The following is a 22,985-nucleotide window of genomic DNA, read 5'->3' on the forward strand; positions in this document are numbered from 1 at the left end:
CACACACACCGACGGACGACGAGACCGACGCCGATGCCCACCGCACTCACCCACGACGACCCCGCCCACCTCGGCCCGTACCGTCTCGTCGCCCGGCTCGGCAGCGGCGGCATGGGAACCGTGTACATGGCCCGGTCCGCCGGCGGCCGCACCCTCGCCGTCAAGACGATGCACGCCGCGATCGCCGCCGACCCGGCCGCACGGACCCGTTTCCGGCTGGAGACCGACGCGGCGCGGGTGATCGGCGGCCGGTTCGGGGCGAAGGTCGCGGACGCCGACCCGTCGGCCCCGACCCCGTGGCTCGCCACCGAGTACGTGCTCGGGCCGCCGCTCGACGAAGCGGTCGAGGCCACCGGCCCCCTGCCCGAACAGGCCGTACGCGTCCTGGGCGCGGCCCTGTGCGGCGCGCTGGCACAGCTGCACCGCAGCGACGTCGTCCACCGCGACCTCAAGCCGTCCAACATCCTCGTCACCGCGTACGGACCCAAGGTCATCGACTTCGGCATCGCCCGCGCCATCGGCGACATCCACCTCACCCACACCGGATCCGCCGTCGGCACCCCCGCGTTCATGTCGCCGGAACAGGCGACCGGGCAGGAGCACACCGCGGCCGGCGACGTGTTCGCCCTCGCGGGCGTCCTCGTGCACGCCGCGCGGGGCAGCGGACCGTTCGGCAACGGACAGCCCGCCGACCTGCTGTACCGGGTGCGGTACGGCGAACCCGACTTCACCCACGTGCCCGCCGCGCTGATCCCCGTACTCGCGCGATGCCTGCACAAGGACCCGGCGCAGCGCCCGTCCACAGGCCAACTGGCCGCCCAACTCCACGACGGCAGGGGCGAGTTCGCGGAGCACCTGCCGCCCGCGCTGCTCGGCGAGATCGGGCGGCGGGCCGTCGCGGTGTGGCAGCCCCCGCCGCCGCGTGCGGCCCCGCCGCAGGTGCCTGCCGGCACGACGCCGGTGACCGCCGCGCCGCGCCGCCCGGGGCCGTCGCGGCGCGCCCTGCTGCTGGGCGGCGGCGCCGTCGTGGCGGCCGCTGCGGCGGGCGGCGGCCTGTGGTGGTCGCGGCGCTCGCCCGCGGCCGGCGAGGACGGGGCGAAGGGCGCCGACGGTCCCGAGCAGACGCGCAACATCGATCCTCTCTGGACGAACGAGCAGATCAACTTCCGGATCGACGACTGGGGCCTGCCCGTGCCCTACGCGGTCGAGGGCGTCATCCACCTGCCGTTCATGGCGACGATCATGCGCTTCGACCCGAGGACGGGCAGCCGCACCGAGGACATCCAGGCGGACGGATCACCGTGGGGGACCGAGGTGGTCGGCGGCACGGAGTATCTCCTCGGCACGCGCTGGAACACGGGGAAGACCCATCCGCCGGCCTGCGTCTCCACCTGGGACGAGAAACAGAACTACGTGAAGCCGACCGAGGCGGTCGCCGACGGCACCAACGCGGCCCTCGACGGCAATCAACTCCTGTGCATCTCCGGCATGGTGGCGTACGTCGCCGTGGGCACCGGCAAGGACTCGTACAACGGGTTCCTGGCCTCCCAGCGCTTCACACTGCGCGCGCTCGACATTAGGGCGGGCAGGCAACTGTGGTCGAAGCCGCTGCCGGTCCGCCCCGACAAGAGCCAGCGGCTGCACTTCCTCTCCGCCAAGGTCGTCGGCGACCGGCTGGTGGCATTGCAGGAGACCGGACCGGGGACCGTACGCGTCGTCGTCCGGGACATCCGCACCGGCGACGTCGTCTGGGACAAGCCCTACGGCACGGTCGAGAAGACCGAGGTCCTCCAGTGCCCCCTCGCCATCGGCGACGGACGGATCTACCTGGGCGGCGACCGCGTGCGCGCCCTGCGGCTCAGCGACGGCGGACAGGACTGGGCGACCGGCAAGGGACACACCTACAGCGCGCCCGTGTTCACCTCCGGCGTCGTCCACACGGTCGGCGAAGGCGTCGGCCTCGCCGCTCTCGCGGCCGACAACGGGGAGAAGAAGTGGACCGAGGAGACCAGCGAGGTGAACGAGGCCTCGACGGCCTGGGCGCCCGTGCTCACCGAGCGGTACGGCTACTACCGCAACGGCAACCTGCTCTGCGCCATCGACCTGAAGACGCACCGCGTCGCCCGCACCTACAAGACCGCGGCCGGCCGCTTCTACGTGGACACGCCCGACCGGCTGCTGCTCGGGATGGGCGAGAAGACCCTGAGCGCCTACCCCCTGAAATGAGGCGCCGCACCCCCGAGCGCCCCCTCCTGAAATGAGGCGCCGCATCCCCGAGTGCCCGCCCCCAGACATGAGGCGCCGCACCCCCGAGCGCCCCTCCCCGACCGATCCGGCAGCGCGGCAGAAGGACCGACCATGAACCCCCTCGGCACCGGCGACCCCCTCCGCCTCGGCCCCTACCGCCTCTCCGGCGTCCTCGGCGAGGGCGGCATGGGCAAGGTCTACGTCGGCCAGGACGCGTCCGGCACCCTCGCCGCCGTGAAGGTGCTGAAGCCCGAACTCGCCCACGACACGAACCTCGCCCAGCGCTTCGTCCGCGAGGCCCAGGCAGCCCAGGCCGTACGCAGCCCGGGAGTCGCCGCCGTGCTCGGCGCGTGGACGGAGGGCGGACGCCCCTGGATCGCCACCGAGTTCCTCGCCGGACTCACCCTGGACGAGGCGGTCGACGGCTTTGGCCCGCTGCCGGAACCCGCCGTGCGCGCCCTCGCCGCGTCGCTCGCCCGCACCCTCGTCGACATCCACGCGGCGGGCTTCGTGCACCGCGACCTCAAGCCGCCGAACATCGTCCTGACGTCCGACGGCCCGCGCGTCATCGACTTCGGCATCGCCCGGCCCGAACACGGACTCACGCTCACCACCACCGGCCAGGTGCCGGTCACGCCCGGCTACGGCGCACCCGAGCAGGTCCTCGGACAGCGGGTGGCGCCGCCCGCCGACGTGTTCTCGCTGGGCGCCGTCCTCGCGTACGCGGCGACCGGACGGCGCGCCTTCGACGGCGGGCACGTCGCCGCGGTGCAGTACGCCGTCGTGCACGACGCACCGCGGCTCGCCGGAATCTCACCGGACCTGGCGGCGCTCCTCACCCCCTGCCTCGCCAAGGACCCGGCGCACCGCCCGACACCGCCCCAGGTCGCCCGGGCCATGGCGCCGCCCCGGGGCGCCGAACAGGCCTGGCGGCGCGGCGCGTTCGCCGACGCCATCAAGAAGCGCGAGCGCGGCGCCCGCCGGCTGACCACCCAGGTCACCGGAGCACCGGGCGCCTCGGGCGCCGATCCCGGCCCGTCGGTGGGGCGGCGCCGCCTGCTCACGGGGCTCACCGCGGGCGGTGTGGTCGTCGCGGCGGGCGGCGGCGCGGGCGCCTGGTGGCTCGCCGGCCGCCGATCCGGCCCGGGTGACGCGAAGCCGCCGGCGAAGAACGACCCCTTCGACTTCCCGCCCGCCGCGCGCACCCCCGAGGAGGCGCTGGACAAGAACATCGGCGGCACCTCGGTCACCTCCGGCCACCCGGCCGTCATCTGGAACCTGGAGGACGAGGCGGACGTCTACTCGCCGAACCTGCTCCCCGTACGCGACGTGCTCGTCGTCGGCACCGCGCGCGGCGGCGTCGGGGCGTACGACGTCCGCACCGGCGAACTGCGCTGGCACGCGCCCAAGGCCCGCCCCAAGGCCAACTACCTGTCCCTGTCGGACCGCCTCGTGGCCACCGCCGACGACGACGGAACCCTGCGCACGTACGTCGCCTCGACCGGCGTCGCCAAATGGACCTGCGCGGACGCCGACGCGGAGGCGCTGCTCGCCGCCGACGCCGACGCCGTGTACTGCCTCACCAAGAGCGGCAAGGTGCGCAGCGTCGGCCGGGCCGACGCCAAGGTCCGCTGGACCGTCAAGGCACCCGCAGAGTTCCGCGACCAGGGCCTGATGCTGACCTCCGCCGCGGCGCACGGACGCCTCGTGACGTCGACCGGCAACGCCAAGGTGCTGGTCCTCGACACCCGCGACGGCAGCGTGGCCTGGACCCGGACCGTCACCGCGAAGATCGACGTCTCCCCGGCCGTCGACGGCGACACCGTCTACGTCAACGGCCGGACACTGGAGGCCCGCAGACTCGCCGACGGCAAGGTCCTCTGGAGCGCCGAGGTCGGGGAACCCGAGTACGAGGGCACGTACTGGGGCCCGCCCACCGTCCACGACGGCGCCGTCTACGTCTGCGGCGGTGACTTCCCCCGCCGCCTCGACGCGCGCGACGGCAGCGAGAAGTGGAAGAGCTACTGGACCGCGGACCAGAACTGGCCCGTGCTGCCGCAGGGCCACGGCGCCTGGTCCCTCGACACCGACACCTCCATCGAGACCGACAAGAAGCTGGACCTGAAGACGGTGCGCACCTCCGACGGCGAACGCACCTGGACCTACCGGCTGCCCCTCGCGGACAACCAGCAGATCGCCGCCGACGGCAACCGCGTCTTCGTCCTCGCCGACAGCGCCCTGTACGCGTTCACGGTCTTCTGACCGCGCGGTGCACGCCTATGCGTCGAGCCCGCCGTTGTGCGGTGCGGGCTCCAGGTCGAACTCGCCGTCGCGCGCACCGAGCACGAACGCCGTCCACTCCGCCTCGGTGTACCGCAGCACGGTCCCGGGCTCCAGCGACGAACGCATCGCCACCGCGCCGCCCGGCAGATACGCGATCTCGACGCGCTCCTCGTGCTGCTCGGTACCGGGCGCGCTGTGCCACTCGACGCCGGAGATGTCGAGCGCGTACAGCTCGTCCTTCTCGCGCTCCTTGCGGGCCTTGATCTCCTCCGGCGTCTCCTTCGGCGCCTCGCCATTGGTCCCCACGCCGCATCAGCCCTTTCCGTCGCCCTGCGTTAATCGCAGTCAGCTTAACGGCAGTTGACCACGAGTGACGGCCGAGCCGTCATCCCTCGAAGCCGAAGGCCCACCCGTTCTCTACGAGAGCCGCCACAGCACGCCGCAGGGCCGGATACTCCGAACCGCCGGGACACCAGGGCGTCCAGTACGCGGAGACCGTCAGTTCGATCTCCCCGGAATCCTGTGTGATCAAGCACTCCAGAGGTCCCTCCATCATGGACGGCGAACTGGGCCCGGCGGCCCACCCGGCCCCCTCGTGGATCTCGACAGAGGTACGTACGATTCCCCGCCCGACCTGAACCGGCAGCATTCCGTCGTCGAGAGGAACACCGGCGGGCAGCCGGACGGAGCTCGCGTGCACCTCCATGCTCTTCCAGCCCACGAAGGACTGGCCGCCGATGTCGCGCTCGTTCTTGCGCAGGGCATCGCTGACGAATCCGCGACAACTGCCCAGATCGAGCACAGCGGTCCGGGACACCCGCTGATCCTTCGCCCGGGGCCGCACGCGCAGTTCGGGCGGAAACCTCTCGGCGTGCAGCGCCCAGTCGCCGTCGGGCCTGACCGGATCGTCCAAAGGGATACCGAATTCCGCGTCCCAGTAGGCCGTGGCCAACTCCAGAGTCAGCGGAACTCCGCCGACAGCGGCATAGAGGTCGAAGAGCGCCGTCAACGCGATCTGTGCCGCGACGGGTTGCGTGGCGTCCACGGCGTCGATGTCGTACGTGAGCGAGACGGAGTGGCCGGGGAAGTCCCGCATACGGATGGGAGCGGGGGAGGCGTCTGTGGTCATCGCGTTCTCTGCCAGCCGTTCTCGCCGAAGGTGAATTCGGCCGAAACTCCGGTGCTCGGATTGATGAGGGTAATGATGTCGAGGCTTTCGTTGCCCGGGATCTTTGGCAAGTGATTTCTCAGATCTTCGTAGATGTTGCTCTCCCCGATGACCGTTACCCCGTCCGGCCGGAGGCGGCGCAGGGTGCCGTCCTCCGTCAACTCGGTGATCATTCCCTTCCGCTCGCTGCGGAAGGGCCCCAACTCCATATAGATGCTGACTTGGCGGGGGCGCGGAATCTGCAGTGATTCATCGTATCTGTCCCGGTCCAAAGCCTTGTCGAGGCCGTGGTGAACAGCTTCGAAGAAGTGCTTGAGCTGTTTCACCGGGCGGTTGATCGTGGTGACCTCCACTCGCGTCTCCGTGCCGTCGGGGTGCGTGAGAGCGAGGTCGAACTCGGGGAGCGCCTCCTGGGTGTTCGGCCGCAGGGGAGCCTCCTGCTCCAGGGCCGTGCGGAGGGTGGCGCCAGGGTTCTCCTCCAGGAGGCGGCGAGCCTCGTCCATCTCGCGCAGCGCCTGCGCGAACTCGTGCTCGGCCTTCTGGCCGTGGAAGGCCAGCCAGTCGTCGAGGTCGGTGACGCGCGAGGCTTCCGGGCCCAGAACGTTCTCGGCCCGGGTCCGTCTATCGGCGGTGTCCGAGGCGTCCGGGGACGATTCCGTGTCGCCGGTCTCCGAGGCCGCGGCCGTGGGGTCTTCGGCGTCGGGGCTTTCGGCTGCCGAGGACGAGCGATCGGTTTCGTCGGGCGGCGTGGAGTCAGCAGGGGCACTGCCGTAGTTCGCGGCTGTCGGGTCGGCTGCCGGACCGACTGTCTGTCCTGGTTCGTCTGTCGCGGTGCCGGATGGTGAGGTCTGGTCGGAGTAGAGAGACGGGAGCGGGTGCCCGTCGGCGTCGAGAGGGATGTAGCTGACGGTGGCGGCATTGGTGTGGAGGGGATGGGGGGAGACATCGCCGGTCTGTGTGTCGACCCAGACGATGGTTCCCTCGTGGTTGACGGCGTTGAAGGCGTGGCCACCGCCGCCGGGCCAGGTGACTCCGATGAACGCGGCCGAGCCGGGTCCGGCCTGTCGCAGGTGGTAGGCGATGCGCGCGTAGGGGTTGGGATGGTCGGCGCCGGCCCATTGGTGAGGGGCTCCGGCGTAACGCTCCATGTTGGTGTAGGAGTCGCGCTCGGGGGTGGTGCGGTCGGGGGTGCCGTCCGGGTTGGCGTCGGGGGTGCGGGGTGCGGAAACGGTGGGGCGCCCGAACCAGGTCTCCAGGAAGGAGCGCGCACAGTCGGCACAGTTGTTGGAGCGGCCCGGTTGATCGAACCCCCCGTCGTTGAGGACCTTGAGCCATCTGAGGAACGGATTCGGGTGGCGCACCGGAGTGCCGTCGGGATCGCGGGGAACGGCGTCGTCGAGAGTCTGCTGGTCCCTCTCGTCCGGGTCGAGCAGGCCGTGGGGCGCGTGGTCGAGGCTGCCACGGATGTCGCTCTGGTTCTCGGCACCGGCGGGCGGCGTCGGGGCGGCAGGGGACCGCGTTCCGTCGTCCGGCCCGGGTTGCTGGTTGTCGGGCTTGCCGTTCTGCTGCGGAGCGGGTTCGGGTTCGGCGGCGGGCAGGGGACGCATGCAGGTTGGGGCCGTGTCGGCGGGGGTCGATGGCGCTGCCTGGTTCGGCGTCGCTTGGTTCGGCACCCCGGCCGGCGTCCGGCCGGGCGTCGGGGCCGGAGTCCGGTTCTGGGGTGTGGAAGACGGGGCGGGAGGCGTCTGCGTCGGGTTGGTGCGTTGGGGTGTGTCGGTGCGGGGTGGGGTGGTTGATGCCGTCGGGCGGGCCGGTTGCTGTTGCGGGGTGGTCGGCTGTGCGGTGGTGGCGGGAGCCGGGCCCGTCTGGGGCGTCTGGTTGGGGATGTTCGTCGCTGGGCCGGGATCGCCGTTCGTGGTGGAGGCCGGCGTGGGCCCGGGGCGATTGGAGGTCGCGGCCGTGGGCGCCTCGGCCGTCGTCACGCTCTGCGCGTGGAACGTCGGCGCCGACGAACGCGAGGGCGACCCCGGGCTGGAACCCGTACTCGCGCTCGGGCTCCCGCCCGGCGTGGAACCCGGAGTGGTACCCGGCGTGCTGCCTGGTGTGGTGTTCGACGGCGAGGACGTGTTGGACGGCTGTGTGCTGGACGACGACGGGTCGGTGGATGTGGGTGTGGGTGTGGGTGTGCCGGTCTGGGCCGCTGCGGGCTGCTGGACCTGTGTCCGTGGATCCTGCCCGGCCGACGGGTCGTGCGTGCTTCCCTGCGAGGGCGTGTGCGCGGAGCCCGGGGCCTGCGCCGCCCCGTTGGTGTCCTGGGCGGTCGGGGCGCTCTCCGAGGACGTGTTGATGCTCTGCGCGCTCGCGCCGGACGGTGTCGGCGAGGCCGTCGACGTGTCGGCCGCGGCACGCGTCTCCGGCCCGGAATGCGGCTCCGGCGACGCGGTACCGGTACCACCGGAATCGCGCTGCGCGCCTGACGGGGTGGGCGAACTCGAGGACCCGTCCGGGCCGCGGGTTTCGGTCTGCACGGAACTGTCTACCGTGGTCTGCTGCTCGCGGTATCCCTCGTCGAACGGCGTCAACGGCCTGCCACTGTCCGCCGAGGAGTTCACGCCCCCGGTGTCCGCACTCGCGCTCGCGCCCACGGACGACGTACTGCTCGACGACCCACCACCCGTGTCACCGGAGGCAGCCGCCGTGGTCCGCACCTGACTGCCGTCGCCCCCGGTTCCGGACGTGCCGGATCCGGCACCAGAGGACGCCGACGAGGTACCGGTGCCCCCTGACCCACCATCGCCATCACCGGACCCGGAGCTCACCTGCGAACCGGAACCGGAGCCCGCTCCCGAGCCGGCCGACGTACCACCGGAGCCGCCGCCCCCACCGGTATGACCGGACCCGCCGGACCCACTGCCCCCACTGGAACCAGCACCTGCACCCGACCTCGAGCCTCCGTCAGCCCCCGAACCGGCCCCGGAACCCGAGCCCGCCCCAGAGCCTCCGTCAGCCCCCGAACCGGACCCCGAACCCGAGCCACCGTCACCACTCGACCCGGAATCAGACCCGCCGTGCCCACCATTACCCGCCGCGTGATCCAGCCCGCCACGCGCATGATGCCCCGCCCGGCCACCGGCCCCGTCCCGCAACGACTCACCCAGCGTCGAGCCGAAGTTGGAGAACCCGTCCTTGACCGCCTGCGTCCCCGCGTTCGCAGTCCGCCCCAGGTTGTAACCGTCCTGCGCCCCGAAGCCCTGATTCACCGTCTGGGCGATCAGATCCTTGCTCATCTCCTCCAACGCGGAGACGAACGGCTCCTTCACCGCCTCCAGCACCGCCTCCAAAACGGCCTCCGCCGTCTCCTTGAGGATCTTCCGCACCGCAACCCGCGTCACCTGCGTCAACGCCGCCGACGCCGCACCCGACAACCCGAACGTCACCACCGCCGTCGCCGCCGCGATCGCGATCTGGATCGCCAGCACCGTCAACTGAATGATCACCGCGATCTTCATCGCGATCACCAGCACAGCCGCCGTGTCGAACACGAACGCGATCATCTCCGCAGCCTGCCGGGCATCATCCAGATACCCCGACCCACCCGAGAAGTCCTGCCACTTCTGAACGAACGCATCGATCGAATCACCATAATTGTCGGACGTGACATTCCCCGCCGACTGCACCGCAGCCGCCTGGATGTCCCCGACCTGCGCCCCGAAATCCCGCCACGTCGCGGCACACTGCGTCAGATGATCCTCGTTCGCAGTCGGCCAGTCGAAACCCAGCATCTCCAACAGCCAGGCCAACTCGTCCGGCAACATCATCGCCACGACGGCGTCCCCCGTATCCCCGTAGCCCCGTGTCCCCGCGTCATCGCGGCCGCCTCAACTGGCGCTATTTTGCGCCGAGTTTACTCACGGTCTCGAACGTTGCGTCAAGCAACGGCAAACGTTCGAGGGCGCGTTGCGGAGCTGGATGGGAGCCGCTCCCTCGGCAGCCCTGAGAAAAGGCGAGGCCCGTGACCGGGTGATGGGTCACGGGCCTCAGGAGTGCGGTGCCAGACGATCAGTAGCCGGGAGGCCCACTCTGCTGCTGTCCACCGTAAGGACCGGCCGGCGGCGGCTGTTGTTGGTAAGGCTGCTGCTGGTAAGGCTGTTGCTGGTAGGGCTGCTGCGGGGTACCGGGACCCCAGCCGCCGGGTCCCCCGGGGCCACCGGGTCCGCCCGGGCCGCCGCGGTTGTTCTTCTTGCGGGTGGCCAGGACGACGATCAGCACGATGACGATGAGGACACCGGCGCCGATGCCGACGTAGAGCATGGTGTTGGAGCTGTTGTCGTCGCTGCTGTCGGAGGCGGTCGCGCCGGAAGCGGACGGTGACGACGCGGCGCCGCTCTTGCCCTTGGCCGCCCCGGGCAGCGCGGACAGGTCCCAGGGGCCGTTCTCGCCGCCCTTGGCGACGTTCTCGGTGAGAGCCTTGAGCGGGCTGAGGTCACCGTAGCCGTGGTACGCGTCGGGGAGCTTCGCCTTGTCGACGCCCTTGGCGATGTACGTGGACTTGATGACGCGGTTCACCAGTTGACCGGGGGTGTAGTCCGGGAACTTCTGCTTGAGAAGGGCGAACGTGGCCGAGGCGATGGCGGTGGACATGGAGGTGCCGTCGCCGGTGACGTAGTCGCCTTTGACGAACTTGCCGTCGACCTCGTAGCCGCCCTTGGCCGTGGCGACGATGATGTCCTTGGCCGGGGCAGTGAACGTGAGCTTCTGGGAGTAGTTCTCGTCCTCCCAGGGGGTTCCGTTCTGAACCGAACCGCCGACCTGGACGACGCCGGGAACCGAGCCGAGACCGGAGTTCTGCTGAATCCCGTCATTGCCGGAGGCCTGGACGACCACGACGTTGTGGGCGATCGCGTAGGCGACGGCTTCCTTTTCCTTCTCGCCCGCGTAGCTCTGAGTGGCCGAGATGCTGATCACGTCGGCGCCATGGTCGACGGCGTAGCGAATCGACTCGTCCCAGTCACAGGCCGTCTTCTTCTTGACGCCGAAGCCCGAGCCCTCGGTGGCGAAGATGTCGATGGGCAGGACCTCGGCGTCCGGAGCGAGACCCAGTACGCCTTCGCTGTTCCCGGGCCCATGGCCGTGGCCGACGATCAGCGAGGCCATACCCGTACCGTGGTCGTCGAGGGTCTCCTGGTTGGCGGGCTTGCCGTCCGAACAGCGCTTACCCGCAAGCACCTTGCCCGTCAGGTCCGGATGTGTGCTGTCCACGCCGTCGTCGAGCACGGCGACGGTGACGCCCTTGCCCGTGGCGACCTTGTGGACGGCGGCGATGTCGAACGCCTTGTTCTGCCACTGGGCGTCTCTGGTCGCGTCCGCCGATGCGGCCGGTGCGGTGCCGAGCACCAAGGCTCCCACCATCGCCGCGCCGCCCATCGCGCGGAGCGTCGTTTGCGCGAAGCGCATGCTCTGACACCTTTCTGGATTCTCTGCGTGCTGTCGGACGTGAGGCCCGTGACCGGATGGTCACGGGCCTCACGAAGGCTAGCCGGTCACTCGATGACAGGCGGGTTGACCTTGCGCTCCTTGGGCGTCCAGGTCTCTTCGTCCTCGTACAGGTAGTCGGGACGACGGCTGCTGTTTCCGCCCTCGCCACGTTGCTTACCGGCACCGCGTCCGCCGGCTCCGCCGGGGCCCATGCCGTTGCGGCCGTTCTGCCCCCGGGCTCCGGCGCCGGCTCCTGTGCCGCTCGCGCTGCTGCCGCGGTTGCGAAGCCCCGAACCGCCCGGGGTGAACGCGCCGCCGGTCTTGCCCTTGGGTGCGCCGACCACGCCCCCCTTGGCGCGCGCCGAGGCGCCTGTCCGGCCGGCTCCGCCGAGGCCGCCCTTGCCGGCGCCCGCACCGCCCGCGCCGCCGCCCATGCCGCCCATGCCGCGTCCGGCGCCCGCGCGTCCGGCCGCACCGCCCGCGCGTCCGGCACCGGCTCCACCCGCCGAACGGCCGAGCCCTGCCGCGCCGCCGGCCATGCCACCGGCCAGACCGCCGGCCATGCCACCGGCGCCGAGGCCCGCACCCGCTCCGCCACCGATGCCACCACCGGCTCCGCCGGCTCCGATACCGCCACCGGCGCCGAGACCGGCGCCCGCGCCTCCGCCGAGGCCCGCACCGCCTCCCGCGCCCAGGCTCGGACCGGCGCTGTCGAGACCGGTGTTGATCTGCGAGCCTCCGCCGCCGAACGGGTTCGACCCGGGCGTGGGCATCGTCGAGATCCCGGAGTTGGGAGTGGGCATGGTCGAGATGTCGGGCGAGTGCACACCACCCAGACCGGAGCCGCCGATGCCACCACCGATCGCGCCCGAGGGGATGCTGGTACCCCCGGGGATGCTCGGGTTGGTGCCACCGGAGCCGGAGATGCCCGTATTGCCGACGCCGCCGGTGTCGACCGGGTGCGGGGTGAAGACGGAGCCCGTGCCGCCGCCTTCATCCAGCTGCTGAGAGACCCCGTTGTAGGACTTCGCCAACTCTTCCAGATGCGTAGCCGCCTGCAGAGCCGCCTCCTGCTTGGCGCCCATGCTGTCGCTCCACTTGGAGATGACGTTCTTGGTCTCCATCCCGCTGGCGATATCGCCTTGAACGCTGCTCTGAGCACTCTGGGCGGCCTGCATGTGCCGATACTGCGAGACCATCGCAGTGGCGCCGAAGGAGGCGGGAGCCGCCATCACAGCGGCGAAATCCGCAGCGTCCATGCTGCTGAAGTAGTCGCTGACGGAGTCGCAGGCTTCGTCCCACCAGCTGACGTCGATGTCTCCGACCGCCGTCTTGACCTGGTCGAGGTTGTCCGCGGAGGAGAACATCGCGTCCGAGGTGAACTTCGCGGAGTTGCCGCCGGCCGCCATCTCCTGACCGATCTTCCCCGCCTCCTCCGCGAACTTGTCCGCGGAGTTGCCCTTCCAGCTCTCCAGAACCTTCTTCACCGAGTCGTTGAACTGCTTCAGCAGGCCACCGTTCCCGTCCGAGCCGACGAGCTCGTCGTGAACCTCCTGCCAACTCTGGGAGACCTCCCTGAGCAGGCCCGGATTGGTGTCGCTGACCATGCTCTTGAGAGTGTCGAGGTCCTTCGTGTTGAAGGGGGTGTCGAACCCTCTCCCGGACGCACCACGGGGCGCGCCACCCGATCCCACCGTCATTGCTAGGTCCCCCTTACGCGTTGCGGTCCGCCACCGTGCTGGTGTTGCCGGTCTCCGTGTCCTGGTAGACGCCGCGCGCCTTGTCCGCCGCGATGGAGTTGTCGGCCTCGGCGTCCTGGTAGACGCCGCGCGCCTTCTCCGTCTTCCTGCCGAACTTGTCGATCAGCTTCTCGATCTTGCCGATCATTTCTTCTTCGATCCGGGTCTTCATGGCGTCGTGCGCGTCGGCCAGCTTCTGCGCCTCGTCGAAGTTCCCCAGCGCCGACTTCGGCACGTACGTTGAGTGCGCCGCCTTGCGTTTCGGCCCACCCATGTCCTTCAGGACCTGATTGAGCTCCTTGACCACCTGGTCCAGCGCGTCGAGATCGACCTCGTACCCGTCAGCCATCTCCGGCTGTCCTCCCCGTTAACGTCAACGACCCACACCTGGCGCCCACTTACGCCTACTGCATGTGCATGCCTTGACGTACAGGGTGCCCTGCTTTACTAGCCCCTTACAAGTTTCCTCACAAACCGCTCACAGCACGTCGGCCCCGCGCTTGCGCAGCCAGTCGCGGCGGGCCATCGCCCCCGCGGAGATCACTCCGAGCAGCAGCCCGCCCCCGATCACCAGGTAGGTCCCGTACCGGGCGTTGCGCTCCGCCGGGGTCTCCCCGAGAGTCAGCTTCGCGGGAATGATCTTCTCGTCGTCGCCCCTGCTCGTCACCGCTGCCGCCTGCAGATCCTTGTCGGTGATCTGCCGGGGCTGTTCGGTCTCGTCCTTGATCGCCGTGACGGGGTCGATGACGCCCCAGCCGATGTTCTTGTCGTGGTACGGGTGCGAGCGCGTCGCCGTCGCCTCCAGGTGCCAGATGACCTGGGCCGGCGACCACTTGGGATGCTTCTGCCTGAGCAGGGCGGCCACCCCTGCCGCGTACGGCGCCGAGAACGACGTGCCCTGGTCGACGCACTGGCCGCTGACCGGCACGGTCGAGACCATGTCGACGCCGGGAGCGGCGATGTCCACCTGCTCGTTCGGGGTGGAGAACGAGGCGCGCTCGTTGTTGCGGTCGGAGGCGGCGACGGACAGGACGTTGGAGTTGGTCAGGGCCGCCGGGTAGGTGTTGGACTCCTTGCCGGACGAGCCGTTGTTGCCCGCCGAGGCCACGATGAGGATGCCTGCCTGCTCCGCCTTGTCCACCGCGGCCTGCAGGTCCGTGAGTTCGGACGGGTTCGCCGTGGTGCCCTGGGAGATGTTGATGACGTCGACCTTCGCTTTGACGGCCGCGTTGATGGCGGCGACCATCGTCGCCAGATTGCCGCCTTCCTCCTGCGTACTGGTCTGCAGGGGGAGGATCTTGGCGTGCGGGGCCAGGCCGTGGAAGCCGGTGCCCGCGATCGGCTGGGCCACGATGATCCCGGCCACCTTCGTACCGTGGCCGACGCCGTCGTTCGTGGCCTTGTTGCCCTTGCCGGCGAACGACTGCCCGCCGAGGACCTTGCCCGCCAGCTGCGGGTTGTTCGCGGCGACGCCTGTGTCGATGACGGCGACGACCTGGTCGTCACCCATGAGGGCCTGGTCCTCCCACAGCTGCTTGGTGATGACACGCTGCAGCGACCACGGTGTGCCCTTGATGACGGAACCGCCGAACTGACAGTCAGTGCTGGCCAGTTGAGGGTCGGTGTCGTCGGCGACCGCGGGAGTCGCGGTCAGTCCCGCGAGTGCGGCGGTGGCCGCCAGCGCCGCGGCCGCGCGCCGCGCGGAGGCGAAGGAAGCCATGGAGGCCATGGATGCCACGGTGTCTGCTCCCCCTAGGAGTTCTGCGTCTGCTTGGCGGCATCGGTCGTCAGATCCGGGCCGGACGGCAGGAGCTTGGACCACTGGATGGGCACGTACACCTTCTGCGCCTTCTCGTACCCGAGACGGACCTGCGCCTGGTTGACCTCTTGCTTGTCGCTGCCCGACTTGACGTCGGAGTCGTTGCCGACGGGGATGTGGTAGCGCAGGCCGGTGTCGGTCACCAGGTAGTTGAAGCCGGTTTTCGACTTGCCCTCCGCGTCCTGGTAGAGCAGACCGCTGCCCGGGCTGACGTACGAGGAAGCGCTCGCCGCGATCGACTTGATGGGCAGGGACGAACCGGCCCAGGTGGTCAGGTCGGTCGCCTCGCCGCCGCCGTAGACGGAGCAGGAGGTGTCCTTCTGCCCGCCGTTGGCCAGGGAGACCGCCAGGGAGGGCCAGGACTCGGCGCCCGCCAGCTTTCCTGCCTTCTCGGGCTCGATGTCGACCTGGTTGACCGTCGTCGTCCGCGAGTCGGCGAGCGTCTCCTTGAGCAGGGCCGTCTGGAACTCCGTGATGGGGATGAGCCGGTCCTGCTCGACCAGGTAGTGCTGGCCGTTGCGGGTCCGCAGCAGGGTGCCCGTGGTGCGGAACTTGTCGGGCACGCCGTTCGCCCGCGACGGCTGTCCGTCGTTCGGTACGGCCGGCATCGAGATCGGCTGCGGGCTCGTCCTGAGCGTGCTCAGCCAGTTGTCCGTGACCGTGCGCGGTTCGGCGCCGTCACCGAAGAGGGTGCGGATGAGTGCGGCGAGGTCTCCGGTGCTGCTCGCCTTCAGCTCGTAGGCGACACCGTTGCTGCTCACCAGATACGGCGTACCGCTCTTGTTCTGCACGTACAGGGCCTGGTTGCCCGCCAGCTTGCCCGAACCCTTTTCGGAGACCTTCTTCGCGTCCTGGCTGTCCAGCACGAGGACGGTCTGCTGGACCGACTTCCTGTCCGTGCTGTCGGAGCTCGCCTGCTCACACAGAGCCCAAACCTTGGGAGTGCCCGCGTCCTTGTCGTTCGGCAGGCGGTCGGGAGCGTACGGAATTCCCACCATCGCCCCTTGAGCGATATTCGAGTCGTCGAGGAATTTCTCCTTGACGGTCTTCACGGAACCCTCACCGCTATTTTTCGGATCCAACAGAAGCCGGGCCGATGCGAGGTTGAGAACCGGGTGCAGGACAGGAGTATCTTTGCCGGTCTTCTTGTCCTTTTTGCCAGACTTCAGGACCACGTATCGAGTCGCCGACGGATCCGTCACGATGATCCCGGCCTCCGGGGTGTCCCACCCCTCCGGCGCCACCGGGCTCAGCATGCCGCACGCCCCGAACCCGGCCAGGATCACCACGCTCATCACGATGCCGGAGATCGCGTGCTTCAGCGGCTTGGGCGCCGACTCCACCGAGCCGTTGGGCAGCGGCTTCAGGAAAGAGGCAACTGTCCGCTTCCGTGAGAAGTTGTAGGCATTCAGCTCATCACGACGTGACGCCATCGTTACGTAATCTCCCCGTTCTTGCCGGACCGTACTGGTACTTACCTGGGTCCACTTCTCGACCACCCCCGGCGCACGCGCCGCACGGGCCTCTACTATGCCGTGTGACGATCGACCCGTGGCGTACGGGTATCAATTTTCGACGCGCCAGTGAAACTCAGGGCCCGGAGGCCCGACGCGCCGGCGCCACCGCCGGACCGGGCGGGTCACACAGCAGCGAGCGAAGGAGCAGGGCGGGGGATGTCCAGCGCCAGCAGGACCCGACAGCGCGGCAATCCGGGGCGGCCGGCCCCGGCCGGGCGCCGTGGGACGGGGAGGCCCCAGCAGGGCCGCCCGCCCACCCGGCGCGGCGGTCGCACCACACCACCGACGCAGCCCGAGGCGGCCGCGCGTCCGCCGGCGGGCCCGGTGCGTCCGAGGCTGCCGCGCAAGGCGGGCAGCTTCGGGCCGGTCAGCGCCCACCATCTGCTCATCATCCAGATCGCCCTCGCGCTCGTCGTCGCGGCCGCGGCGATCAGCGCCATCCTGATGGTGCCCGCCGCCATCGTCGGCGGGCTGCTCGTCTTCCTCAACCTCGGCCGCCGCAGGCGTCATCCGCTGCCCGAGTGGATGGCGATCGGCCGTGCGCTCAAGCGCCGCCGCCGCACCTTCTCCGGCCCGCCGCCCGCGGAGGTCGACAGCTCCTTCGCGCCGCTGCTCGAAGCCGATCCGGCGCTGCGCACCCATGAGTACGAGTCCCGCGACCGGCGCCTGGTCGGATTCGTCGGCGACGGCACGTTCCTGACCACCCTCGTGCAGGTCGACTCCGCGCCCGGGCCGCTGCGGCCGACGAGCGACGCGCGGCCGCTGCCGGTCGAACTCCTCGCCGACTCCCTCGACGTGGAGGACATCCACCTCGAATCGGTGCAGCTGGTCCAGTACACCCAGCCCGCCCCGGCCCCGCACCTGCCGCCGCAGGCCCTCGCCGCCCAGGCGTACGCGGCCGTCCAGGCGCAGGCGGGCGCCCCCGCGGTCCGGATGACCTGGGTGGCGCTCAAGCTCGACCCCGAACTCTGCCCCGAGGCCGTCGAGGCCCGCGGCGGCGGGGTGCGCGGTGCGCAGCGCGCACTCCTGCGCGCCTCCGACCAGCTGATCAGCCGGCTCAACGGACTCGGCTTCCGCGCCGAGGCCCTCGACGAGACCGGCATCATCTCCGCGCTGTCCATGGCCGCCTGCGTCAACCCGCGCGCCAACCTCAACGCCCAGTCACGCGGCGGCAGTTCGGGCCCGCGCACCGAGGAGACCGTGCGGGCCTGGCGGTGCGACGACCGGTGGCACGCCTCGTACTGGGTCGGTACGTGGCCGCAGCTCGGCCACGGCGCGACCCCGCTCGGCGCGCTCACCAGCGGTCTGTCCGCCACCCGCACCATGGCCACCACCGTCTCCCTCGCCGTCTCCGGCGCCGGCCGCGACGACGTCGCGCTCAGCGGGCACGTCCGGCTGTCGGCGCGCAGCGAGAACGAGCTGGACCAGGCCAAGCGCGAGCTCGAACGCTCCTCCACCGCGCTCAAGGCCGGCCTCGTCCGCCTCGACCGGGAACAGCTGCCCGGCCTCCTCGCCACCCTTCCCCTCGGAGGCACGCACTGATGAGCACCCCCGAAAACCGCGATCCCCGTGACCCGGGCGCGCAGTTGACCCCCGAGGAGTACGCCGAGCAGCAGCGCCGCGCCGCGGAGGCCGCCGAGCGGCGCCGCCAGTGGGAGGCCCAGCAGGCGGCGGCCGCCGCCCAGCAGCAGGGCGGATACGGGTACCCGCAGCAGCAGCAACAACCGCAGCAGCAACAGCAGCTCACGCCCGAGCAGCAGGCCGCTCAGCACCAGGCCGCTCAGCAGCAGGCGGCCCAGCAGCAGGCCGCCGAGCAGCAGCGCCGCGCGGCCGAGGCCGAGATGCGGCGCCAGCAGTGGGAGGCGCAGCAGGCGGCCGAGCAGCAGGCCGCAGCTCAGCAGGCAGCCCAACAGGCCGCGCAGCAGCAGGCCGCGGCCGAACAGGCCGCGGCCGAACAGGCCGCCGCCCAGCAGGCCGCACAACAGCAGGCGGTCGCCCAGCAGCAGGCCGCCGCCGCCCAGCACGCCGAGGAACAGCGGCAGTTGCGCGCCCGCTACCAGGAGGAGCAGCGCCGGGCCGAGGAGGCCGAGGCGCGGCGCAGGCAGTGGGAGGACCAGCAGCGGCAGCAGCAGGCGGCGGCCCAGCAGCAGTACGCGCAGCCGCCCCAGCAGCCGCAGCCGCAGCCGCAACAGGCGCCTCCCCAGGCCGCGTTCCAGGGAGGCGTCCCCGCGCAGGGCGACTTCTCCGGCGGCGCGGGCCACGTCCAGCAGCAGGCCGCGCCGGAGCCCGTCACCTCCACCACGATGACGTACGCCCCGGCGCCCGAGGTCGGCTCCGGTCGGCCCACGCACCGGGCGCTGCCCGACGAACCCGAGGCGAACGACGACGACTTCGCGGAGTTCGAGGAGGAGTTCAGCCACGCCGGCTACGGCCTGCGCGGCCCGCGCCGCCGCCGCCACGTCCTGCCGAAGAAGTCGCTGGGCTCGCTCGGCGTGAACGTCGGCGACGACGGTGTCGTCATCGGCGTCGACCCGCAGGGCATGCCCGCCGTCCTCGACGTACTGCGGCCCAAGCCCCTCGAAGTGGTCGTCGTCGGCTCGATGTGGACCGCGCAGATCATCGCGCTGCGCACCGCGGCCGTCGGCGCCCGCATCGCCGTCGAGTCGGTGCGCCCGCAGGCGTGGGCCCCGATGGCCCAGGCGGCGGGCGGCGGCCTGCAGTGCGTCGCGGTGTACGAGCCGCGCCAGCTCGCCGCGCAGGGCGCGTCCGTCGCCAGCCCCGTACTCGTCGTACGGGACCTGGGCGCACAGCCCGGACGTTCCCAACTCGCCCCGATGCCCTGGCAGTCGACGCTCACCGTGGTCCCGTTCCTCGGCCCGCGCGCACCGCGGCTGCTCACCCGCGCCGACGTGATCGGCCTGCAGAGCGTCTCCCCGCAGGAGGCCGAGGTCATCGGACGCGTACTGCGGCTGCCCGAGCAGCTCACCCAGACGCTGCCGACGCTCAGCGACGCGACGATGCTGTGGATCGCCGGCGGCAAGCACCAGTACGTGATGGTGCAGCCGACGGAACCGGAGACCGGTCTGCTCGGCGGCCCGCGCCGCATGGACTGACACCCGAACGCCGCACCCCGGCCCCGCCGAGAGGCGGTACGAGAGTCGTGCGTACCGCCTTTACGGCGGGTGCCCCGGAGCGTTTAGGCTGTCTTGACGAACGGCGATGACGCATGTGGTGCGGGACCGCTTCAGCGGTCCGGGGGACGACCGGGGAGCCGTGCCAGGCCGAGTCGTTCAGATGCACAGCCAAGACCAGGAGGCGTAGTGACCAGTGACCGGGACCAGCGGAACCCGGACCTCGGCGACGGATCGATCGAGACGGAACTGACTGGCGAGTTCCACCTCGACTTCGACGCGCCGTCCTGGTACACGAATGCGGGTGAATCGGGCGCCCAGGCGACGCCCGCACCTCCTTCTCCGGGCACGCCCACGACCCCTCCGGCCGGGACGCCCGCACCCCCGCCGCCCGCCCAGTCCGCGGCACCGGCCGCACCCGGCTTCCCGAGCTTCGGGAACGCGGGCGCGACGACGGGCCCCGGCGCGGAGCCGGGTGCCGGTACGAGTACGGGGACGGGGGACGCCGCGGAACCCGCACCCGCCGCGCCTCCGGCCCCGCCCGCTCCTGCCGCCGCCTCCGCCGATCCCGCCGCGTCGAGCCACCGGTCCGGCACCGTCGACCCCACGGGTGACCTGTGGGGCGACGACGACGATGACGACGACACGGCCGCCCCGCCGCCAGCGGAGTCCGGAACCGACACCGGCACCGGTGCGCCGAACTCGCAGGCCCCGCAGGCCCCGCAGGCGCAGCAGGCACAGCCGACCCCGCAGGCCCCGCAAGCACCTCAGGCCCAGCAGCCCGCCCCGGTGGCGCCCGCTCCCGAAGCACCCGCTCCCGCGCCCGCCGCACCGCAGCCCCAGCCCCAGCAGCAGTTCCCGGGCCAGCCGACGCCTCCGGTGCCGGGTGCGCCGATGCCGCCGGCCGCGGGGTACGGCTACCCGCAGCAGCAGGCCCCGCAGCCCGCTCCGGGCGCCCCGCTCCCGCCCGCCGAGGGCTACGGCTACCCGCAGCAGCAGGTGCCTGGCCAGCCCACGCCGCCGCCCGCGACCGGCGGTTACGGCTATCCCCAGCCCCAGCAGCAGGCCCCGCAGGCAGCTCCGATGCCGCCCGCCGAGGGCGGCTACGGCTACCCCCAGCCGCAACCCCAGCCCCAGCAGCAGGTTCCGGGCCAGCAGGTTCCTGGCCAGCAGACCCCGGGCTACCCGCAGCCCCAGCCCGCCCCCGGCCAGCCGATGCCCCCGCAGGCGCCGGGCCCGTACGGACAGCAGCCCGCGCCGCAGCAGCAGCCGCCCGCCGGTTACGGCTACCCGCAGCAGCCGGGCCAGCCCCAGCCCCCGCAGCAGGGTCAACCGCAGCCGGGCCAGGCCCCGTTCGCCCCGTACGGACAGCAGCCGCAGCCTCCGCAGCAGCCGTACCAGCAGGCCGCGCCGCAGGCCGCCGCTCCGGCGCCCGCCCCGACCCCGTACCCCCAGCCGCCCGTCGATCCGCGGGCGGGCTGGGACCCGGGCGCGGGCCAGCAGCGTTCGGCGCCGGGCGCGCCGCTCGGCTACAACGCGCAGGTCGAGCTGAGCTCCGACCGCCTCCTGCGCCAGCAGCCGAAGCGCAAGAACAACAACAAGGGCCCCAGCAAGTTCAAGCTGGGCGCCAAGGCGGCCGAGGCCGAGCGGCAGCGCAAGCTGGAACTGATCCGCACCCCGGTCATGTCCTGCTACCGCATTGCCGTGATCAGCCTCAAGGGCGGCGTCGGCAAGACGACCACGACGATGTCGATCGGCGCCTCGCTCGCCTCCGAACGGCAGGACAAGATCCTCGCGATCGACGCCAACCCGGACGCCGGCACCCTCGGCCGCCGCGTGCGCCGCGAGACCGGGGCGACCATCCGCGACCTGGTGCAGAACATCCCGCACCTGCATTCGTACATGGACATCCGCCGCTTCACCTCGCAGGCGCCCTCCGGCCTGGAGATCATCGCCAACGACGTGGACCCGGCGGTCTCGACGTCCTTCAACGACGCGGACTACCGCGCCGCGCTCGACGTGCTCGGCAAGCAGTACCCGATCATCCTGACCGACTCCGGTACGGGTCTGCTGTACTCCGCGATGCGCGGAGTCCTGGACCTGGCCGACCAGTTGGTCATCATCTCCACCCCGTCGGTCGACGGCGCGTCCAGCGCCAGCACCACCCTCGACTGGCTGTCGGCGCACGGGTACGCGGACCTCGTCCAGCGCTCCCTGACCGTCATCTCCGGGGTCCGCGAGACCGGCAAGATGATCAAGGTGGACGACATCGTCAGCCACTTCGAGACGCGCTGCCGCGGCGTGGTCGTCGTCCCCTTCGACGAGCACCTGGCGGCCGGCGCCGAGGTCGACCTCGACATGATGCGCCCGAAGACCCGCGAGGCGTACTTCGAGATCGCGGCACTGATCGCCGAGGACTTCGCGCAGCGCAGCCAGACCCAGATGCAGGCGGGCGGCATGTACGGCGCCCAGCCCGGCATGCCCCCCGCGGGCTTCCCCCAGCAGGGTTACGCGCCCCAGCCCCCGGCCCCCCAGCAGCAGGGCTACGGCTACCCGCAGCAGCAGCCCCAGGCCCCCCAGCAGCAGCCGCACCAGCCGCCGCAGCAGGGCGGCGGGCTCCCGTCGGGCTGGACGCAGCAGCAGCCGCCGCAGTAGGCGCGAGCGGGACAGTACGAGGGTGGGGCCCGTCCGTGGTACGGACGGGCCCCACCCTCGTATCCAACTATTCAAACTATTCCAACTATGCCTGGCCGCCTGCCTGTTACCGCTGGAACGACGACCGCAGATGCTGGTCGAGCCAGGCGGTCCACCCGGCCACGTCGATGTTGTCGTAGGGAAAGGTGAACGGCCCGAGCGACCCTGTCACCAGGTCGAGCGAATCGTGGCGCGCGAAGAAGACCGACTCCACCTGCCCGCCGGGCCGCCGGTACTCCGGCGGGAACCACATCTCGATCTCCTGCCAGAAGTCGACCTGCGAGTTCTGCCCGCCCTTGGGCGTCCCCTTCTTCACCTCGGCCTCGTCGAACCGGAAACCGAGATTCGCGTACGCCTGCAACAGCGCGTCCTGCGCGGGCAGCGCGTGTACCTGGATCTCGTCGAAGTCACCGGGATCGACGGAGTTCTCGATGGACAGCTCCGTACGAACGGCCACCCGCGCCCCCTTGAGCGGCCGCCCGCCGAGCACATGGGTCAGCGGCGTCTCCCACGGTACGTCCATGGTGACCTGCCCGTGTACCGAGTCCCCGGCGCGCAGCGCGACGTGCTCGCCGAGCACCAGCGACTTGAGGACACCCGGGTTGCCCCACAGCGACTCGGTCTCCTCCCGGCCCTCGAACCGCGCGACGAGCTGGATCCGGATCTGCTGGAGCTCGATGTCCACGGAGCCGCCCCGCAGCTCCACATTGCAGTGCAACTGGTCGCCCGGCCGCACCGCACTGGTGTGGAGCGTGGTCTCGACATCGGGCGCACCGACCCCGAGCGAACTGAGGAACTTGCGAAATGCCATGAACCCTCCCCCGAGCCGCTGACCGCACCCCCGCCTGGACCGTCCAGACCGGCCGTGACTCACCGCGCGAAGACCCTAACTCACCCACTACGGCGTGCGGT

General features: G+C 71.1%; 17 protein-coding genes. 8 read left to right on the forward strand and 9 right to left on the reverse strand.

From position 1 onward, the window contains the following. Positions 1-33 precede the first annotated feature (33 nt). Positions 34-2,226 carry a serine/threonine-protein kinase gene (locus ABII15_RS28100; RefSeq protein ID WP_353945042.1) on the forward strand — a complete coding sequence of 731 codons (2,193 nt, stop codon included), beginning with the start codon at positions 34-36 and terminating at the stop codon, positions 2,224-2,226. A gap of 132 nt (positions 2,227-2,358) precedes the next feature. Further along, the gene (locus tag ABII15_RS28105; RefSeq protein WP_353945043.1) at positions 2,359-4,509 is read left to right on the forward strand and encodes a PQQ-binding-like beta-propeller repeat protein; all 2,151 of its coding nucleotides are present in this window, start codon (positions 2,359-2,361) and stop codon (positions 4,507-4,509) included. A 15-nt stretch (positions 4,510-4,524) separates the two neighbouring features. Here ABII15_RS28105 and ABII15_RS28110 read toward each other — a convergent pair whose 3' ends face one another. From ABII15_RS28110 to ABII15_RS28120, 3 genes are all read right to left on the reverse strand, one after another. Beyond that, positions 4,525-4,836 carry a DUF397 domain-containing protein gene (locus tag ABII15_RS28110; protein WP_353945044.1) on the reverse strand — a complete coding sequence of 104 codons (312 nt, stop codon included), beginning with the start codon at positions 4,834-4,836 and terminating at the stop codon, positions 4,525-4,527. Between the two features lie 79 nt (positions 4,837-4,915). Then, positions 4,916-5,575 (reverse strand): hypothetical protein, encoded by a 660-nt coding sequence (locus ABII15_RS28115; RefSeq protein ID WP_353945045.1) that lies wholly within the window; start codon positions 5,573-5,575, stop codon positions 4,916-4,918. An 80-nt stretch (positions 5,576-5,655) separates the two neighbouring features. After that, positions 5,656-7,305, reverse strand: a complete 1,650-nt coding sequence (locus ABII15_RS28120; RefSeq protein ID WP_353945046.1) for a toxin glutamine deamidase domain-containing protein — start codon at positions 7,303-7,305, stop codon at positions 5,656-5,658. 307 nt (positions 7,306-7,612) lie between these two features. On the opposite strand from ABII15_RS28120, the gene ABII15_RS28125 reads away from it, so the two are divergent. From ABII15_RS28125 to ABII15_RS28135, 3 genes are all read left to right on the forward strand, one after another. After that, positions 7,613-8,410, forward strand: coding sequence for a hypothetical protein (locus ABII15_RS28125; protein WP_353945047.1), 798 nt, complete (start codon positions 7,613-7,615; stop codon positions 8,408-8,410). A 567-nt stretch (positions 8,411-8,977) separates the two neighbouring features. Next, on the forward strand, positions 8,978-9,187 hold the full coding sequence (locus tag ABII15_RS28130) for a hypothetical protein (protein WP_353945048.1): 210 nt from the start codon (positions 8,978-8,980) through the stop codon (positions 9,185-9,187). Continuing rightward, positions 9,188-9,316 carry a hypothetical protein gene (locus ABII15_RS28135; protein ID WP_353945049.1) on the forward strand — a complete coding sequence of 43 codons (129 nt, stop codon included), beginning with the start codon at positions 9,188-9,190 and terminating at the stop codon, positions 9,314-9,316. Positions 9,317-9,757: 441 nt separating this feature from the next. Here the strand turns inward: ABII15_RS28135 and ABII15_RS28140 are convergent, their stop codons facing one another. From ABII15_RS28140 to eccB, 5 genes are all read right to left on the reverse strand, one after another. Beyond that, positions 9,758-11,152: a S8 family serine peptidase gene (locus ABII15_RS28140; protein WP_353945050.1), complete on the reverse strand. Its 1,395-nt coding sequence runs from the start codon at positions 11,150-11,152 to the stop codon at positions 9,758-9,760. A gap of 86 nt (positions 11,153-11,238) precedes the next feature. Further along, positions 11,239-12,780, reverse strand: coding sequence for a hypothetical protein (locus ABII15_RS28145; protein ID WP_353945051.1), 1,542 nt, complete (start codon positions 12,778-12,780; stop codon positions 11,239-11,241). A gap of 106 nt (positions 12,781-12,886) precedes the next feature. Continuing rightward, entirely contained in the window at positions 12,887-13,261 is a 375-nt protein-coding gene (locus tag ABII15_RS28150) for a hypothetical protein (protein ID WP_353945052.1), read from the reverse strand. 129 nt (positions 13,262-13,390) lie between these two features. Then, positions 13,391-14,641: a type VII secretion-associated serine protease mycosin gene (gene mycP, locus ABII15_RS28155; protein WP_353945053.1), complete on the reverse strand. Its 1,251-nt coding sequence runs from the start codon at positions 14,639-14,641 to the stop codon at positions 13,391-13,393. Between the two features lie 23 nt (positions 14,642-14,664). After that, a complete protein-coding gene (gene eccB / locus ABII15_RS28160) occupies positions 14,665-16,164 on the reverse strand; it encodes a type VII secretion protein EccB (protein ID WP_353945054.1) in 1,500 nt (499 codons plus the stop codon). A 240-nt stretch (positions 16,165-16,404) separates the two neighbouring features. On the opposite strand from eccB, the gene eccE reads away from it, so the two are divergent. The 3 genes from eccE to ABII15_RS28175 all read left to right on the forward strand — a co-directional run bounded on the left by eccE (position 16,405) and on the right by ABII15_RS28175 (position 22,034). Then, entirely contained in the window at positions 16,405-17,790 is a 1,386-nt protein-coding gene (gene eccE / locus ABII15_RS28165; protein ID WP_353945055.1) for a type VII secretion protein EccE, read from the forward strand. After that, positions 17,790-19,361 carry a hypothetical protein gene (locus tag ABII15_RS28170; protein ID WP_353945056.1) on the forward strand — a complete coding sequence of 524 codons (1,572 nt, stop codon included), beginning with the start codon at positions 17,790-17,792 and terminating at the stop codon, positions 19,359-19,361. The genes eccE and ABII15_RS28170 overlap by 1 nt, the downstream gene beginning before the upstream one ends. Before the next feature lie 207 nt (positions 19,362-19,568). Further along, positions 19,569-22,034, forward strand: a complete 2,466-nt coding sequence (locus ABII15_RS28175; protein WP_353945057.1) for a MinD/ParA family protein — start codon at positions 19,569-19,571, stop codon at positions 22,032-22,034. A gap of 106 nt (positions 22,035-22,140) precedes the next feature. Here the strand turns inward: ABII15_RS28175 and ABII15_RS28180 are convergent, their stop codons facing one another. Then, entirely contained in the window at positions 22,141-22,884 is a 744-nt protein-coding gene (locus ABII15_RS28180) for a sporulation protein (RefSeq protein WP_353945058.1), read from the reverse strand. Positions 22,885-22,985: the final 101 nt, after the last annotated feature.

Origin of the sequence: Streptomyces sp. HUAS MG91, assembly GCF_040529335.1 — a bacterium.
GTDB lineage: Bacteria > Actinomycetota > Actinomycetes > Streptomycetales > Streptomycetaceae > Streptomyces > Streptomyces tabacisoli.

Bases quoted from the DNA above. Each gene is read 5' to 3' on its own strand.
- eccB (WP_353945054.1), bottom strand. From the start codon at position 16,164: ATGGCGTCACGTCGTGATGAGCTGAATGCCTACAACTTCTCACGGAAG.
- ABII15_RS28150 (WP_353945052.1), bottom strand. From the start codon at position 13,261: ATGGCTGACGGGTACGAGGTCGATCTCGACGCGCTGGACCAGGTGGTC.
- mycP (WP_353945053.1), bottom strand. From the start codon at position 14,641: ATGGCCTCCATGGCTTCCTTCGCCTCCGCGCGGCGCGCGGCCGCGGCG.
- ABII15_RS28100 (WP_353945042.1), top strand. From the start codon at position 34: ATGCCCACCGCACTCACCCACGACGACCCCGCCCACCTCGGCCCGTAC.
- ABII15_RS28145 (WP_353945051.1), bottom strand. From the start codon at position 12,780: ATGGTCAGCGACACCAATCCGGGCCTGCTCAGGGAGGTCTCCCAGAGT.
- ABII15_RS28135 (WP_353945049.1), top strand. From the start codon at position 9,188: ATGATCACCGCGATCTTCATCGCGATCACCAGCACAGCCGCCGTGTCG.
- ABII15_RS28140 (WP_353945050.1), bottom strand. From the start codon at position 11,152: ATGCGCTTCGCGCAAACGACGCTCCGCGCGATGGGCGGCGCGGCGATG.
- eccE (WP_353945055.1), top strand. From the start codon at position 16,405: ATGTCCAGCGCCAGCAGGACCCGACAGCGCGGCAATCCGGGGCGGCCG.
- ABII15_RS28105 (WP_353945043.1), top strand. From the start codon at position 2,359: ATGAACCCCCTCGGCACCGGCGACCCCCTCCGCCTCGGCCCCTACCGC.
- ABII15_RS28120 (WP_353945046.1), bottom strand. From the start codon at position 7,305: ATGCGTCCCCTGCCCGCCGCCGAACCCGAACCCGCTCCGCAGCAGAAC.
- ABII15_RS28170 (WP_353945056.1), top strand. From the start codon at position 17,790: ATGAGCACCCCCGAAAACCGCGATCCCCGTGACCCGGGCGCGCAGTTG.
- ABII15_RS28180 (WP_353945058.1), bottom strand. From the start codon at position 22,884: ATGGCATTTCGCAAGTTCCTCAGTTCGCTCGGGGTCGGTGCGCCCGAT.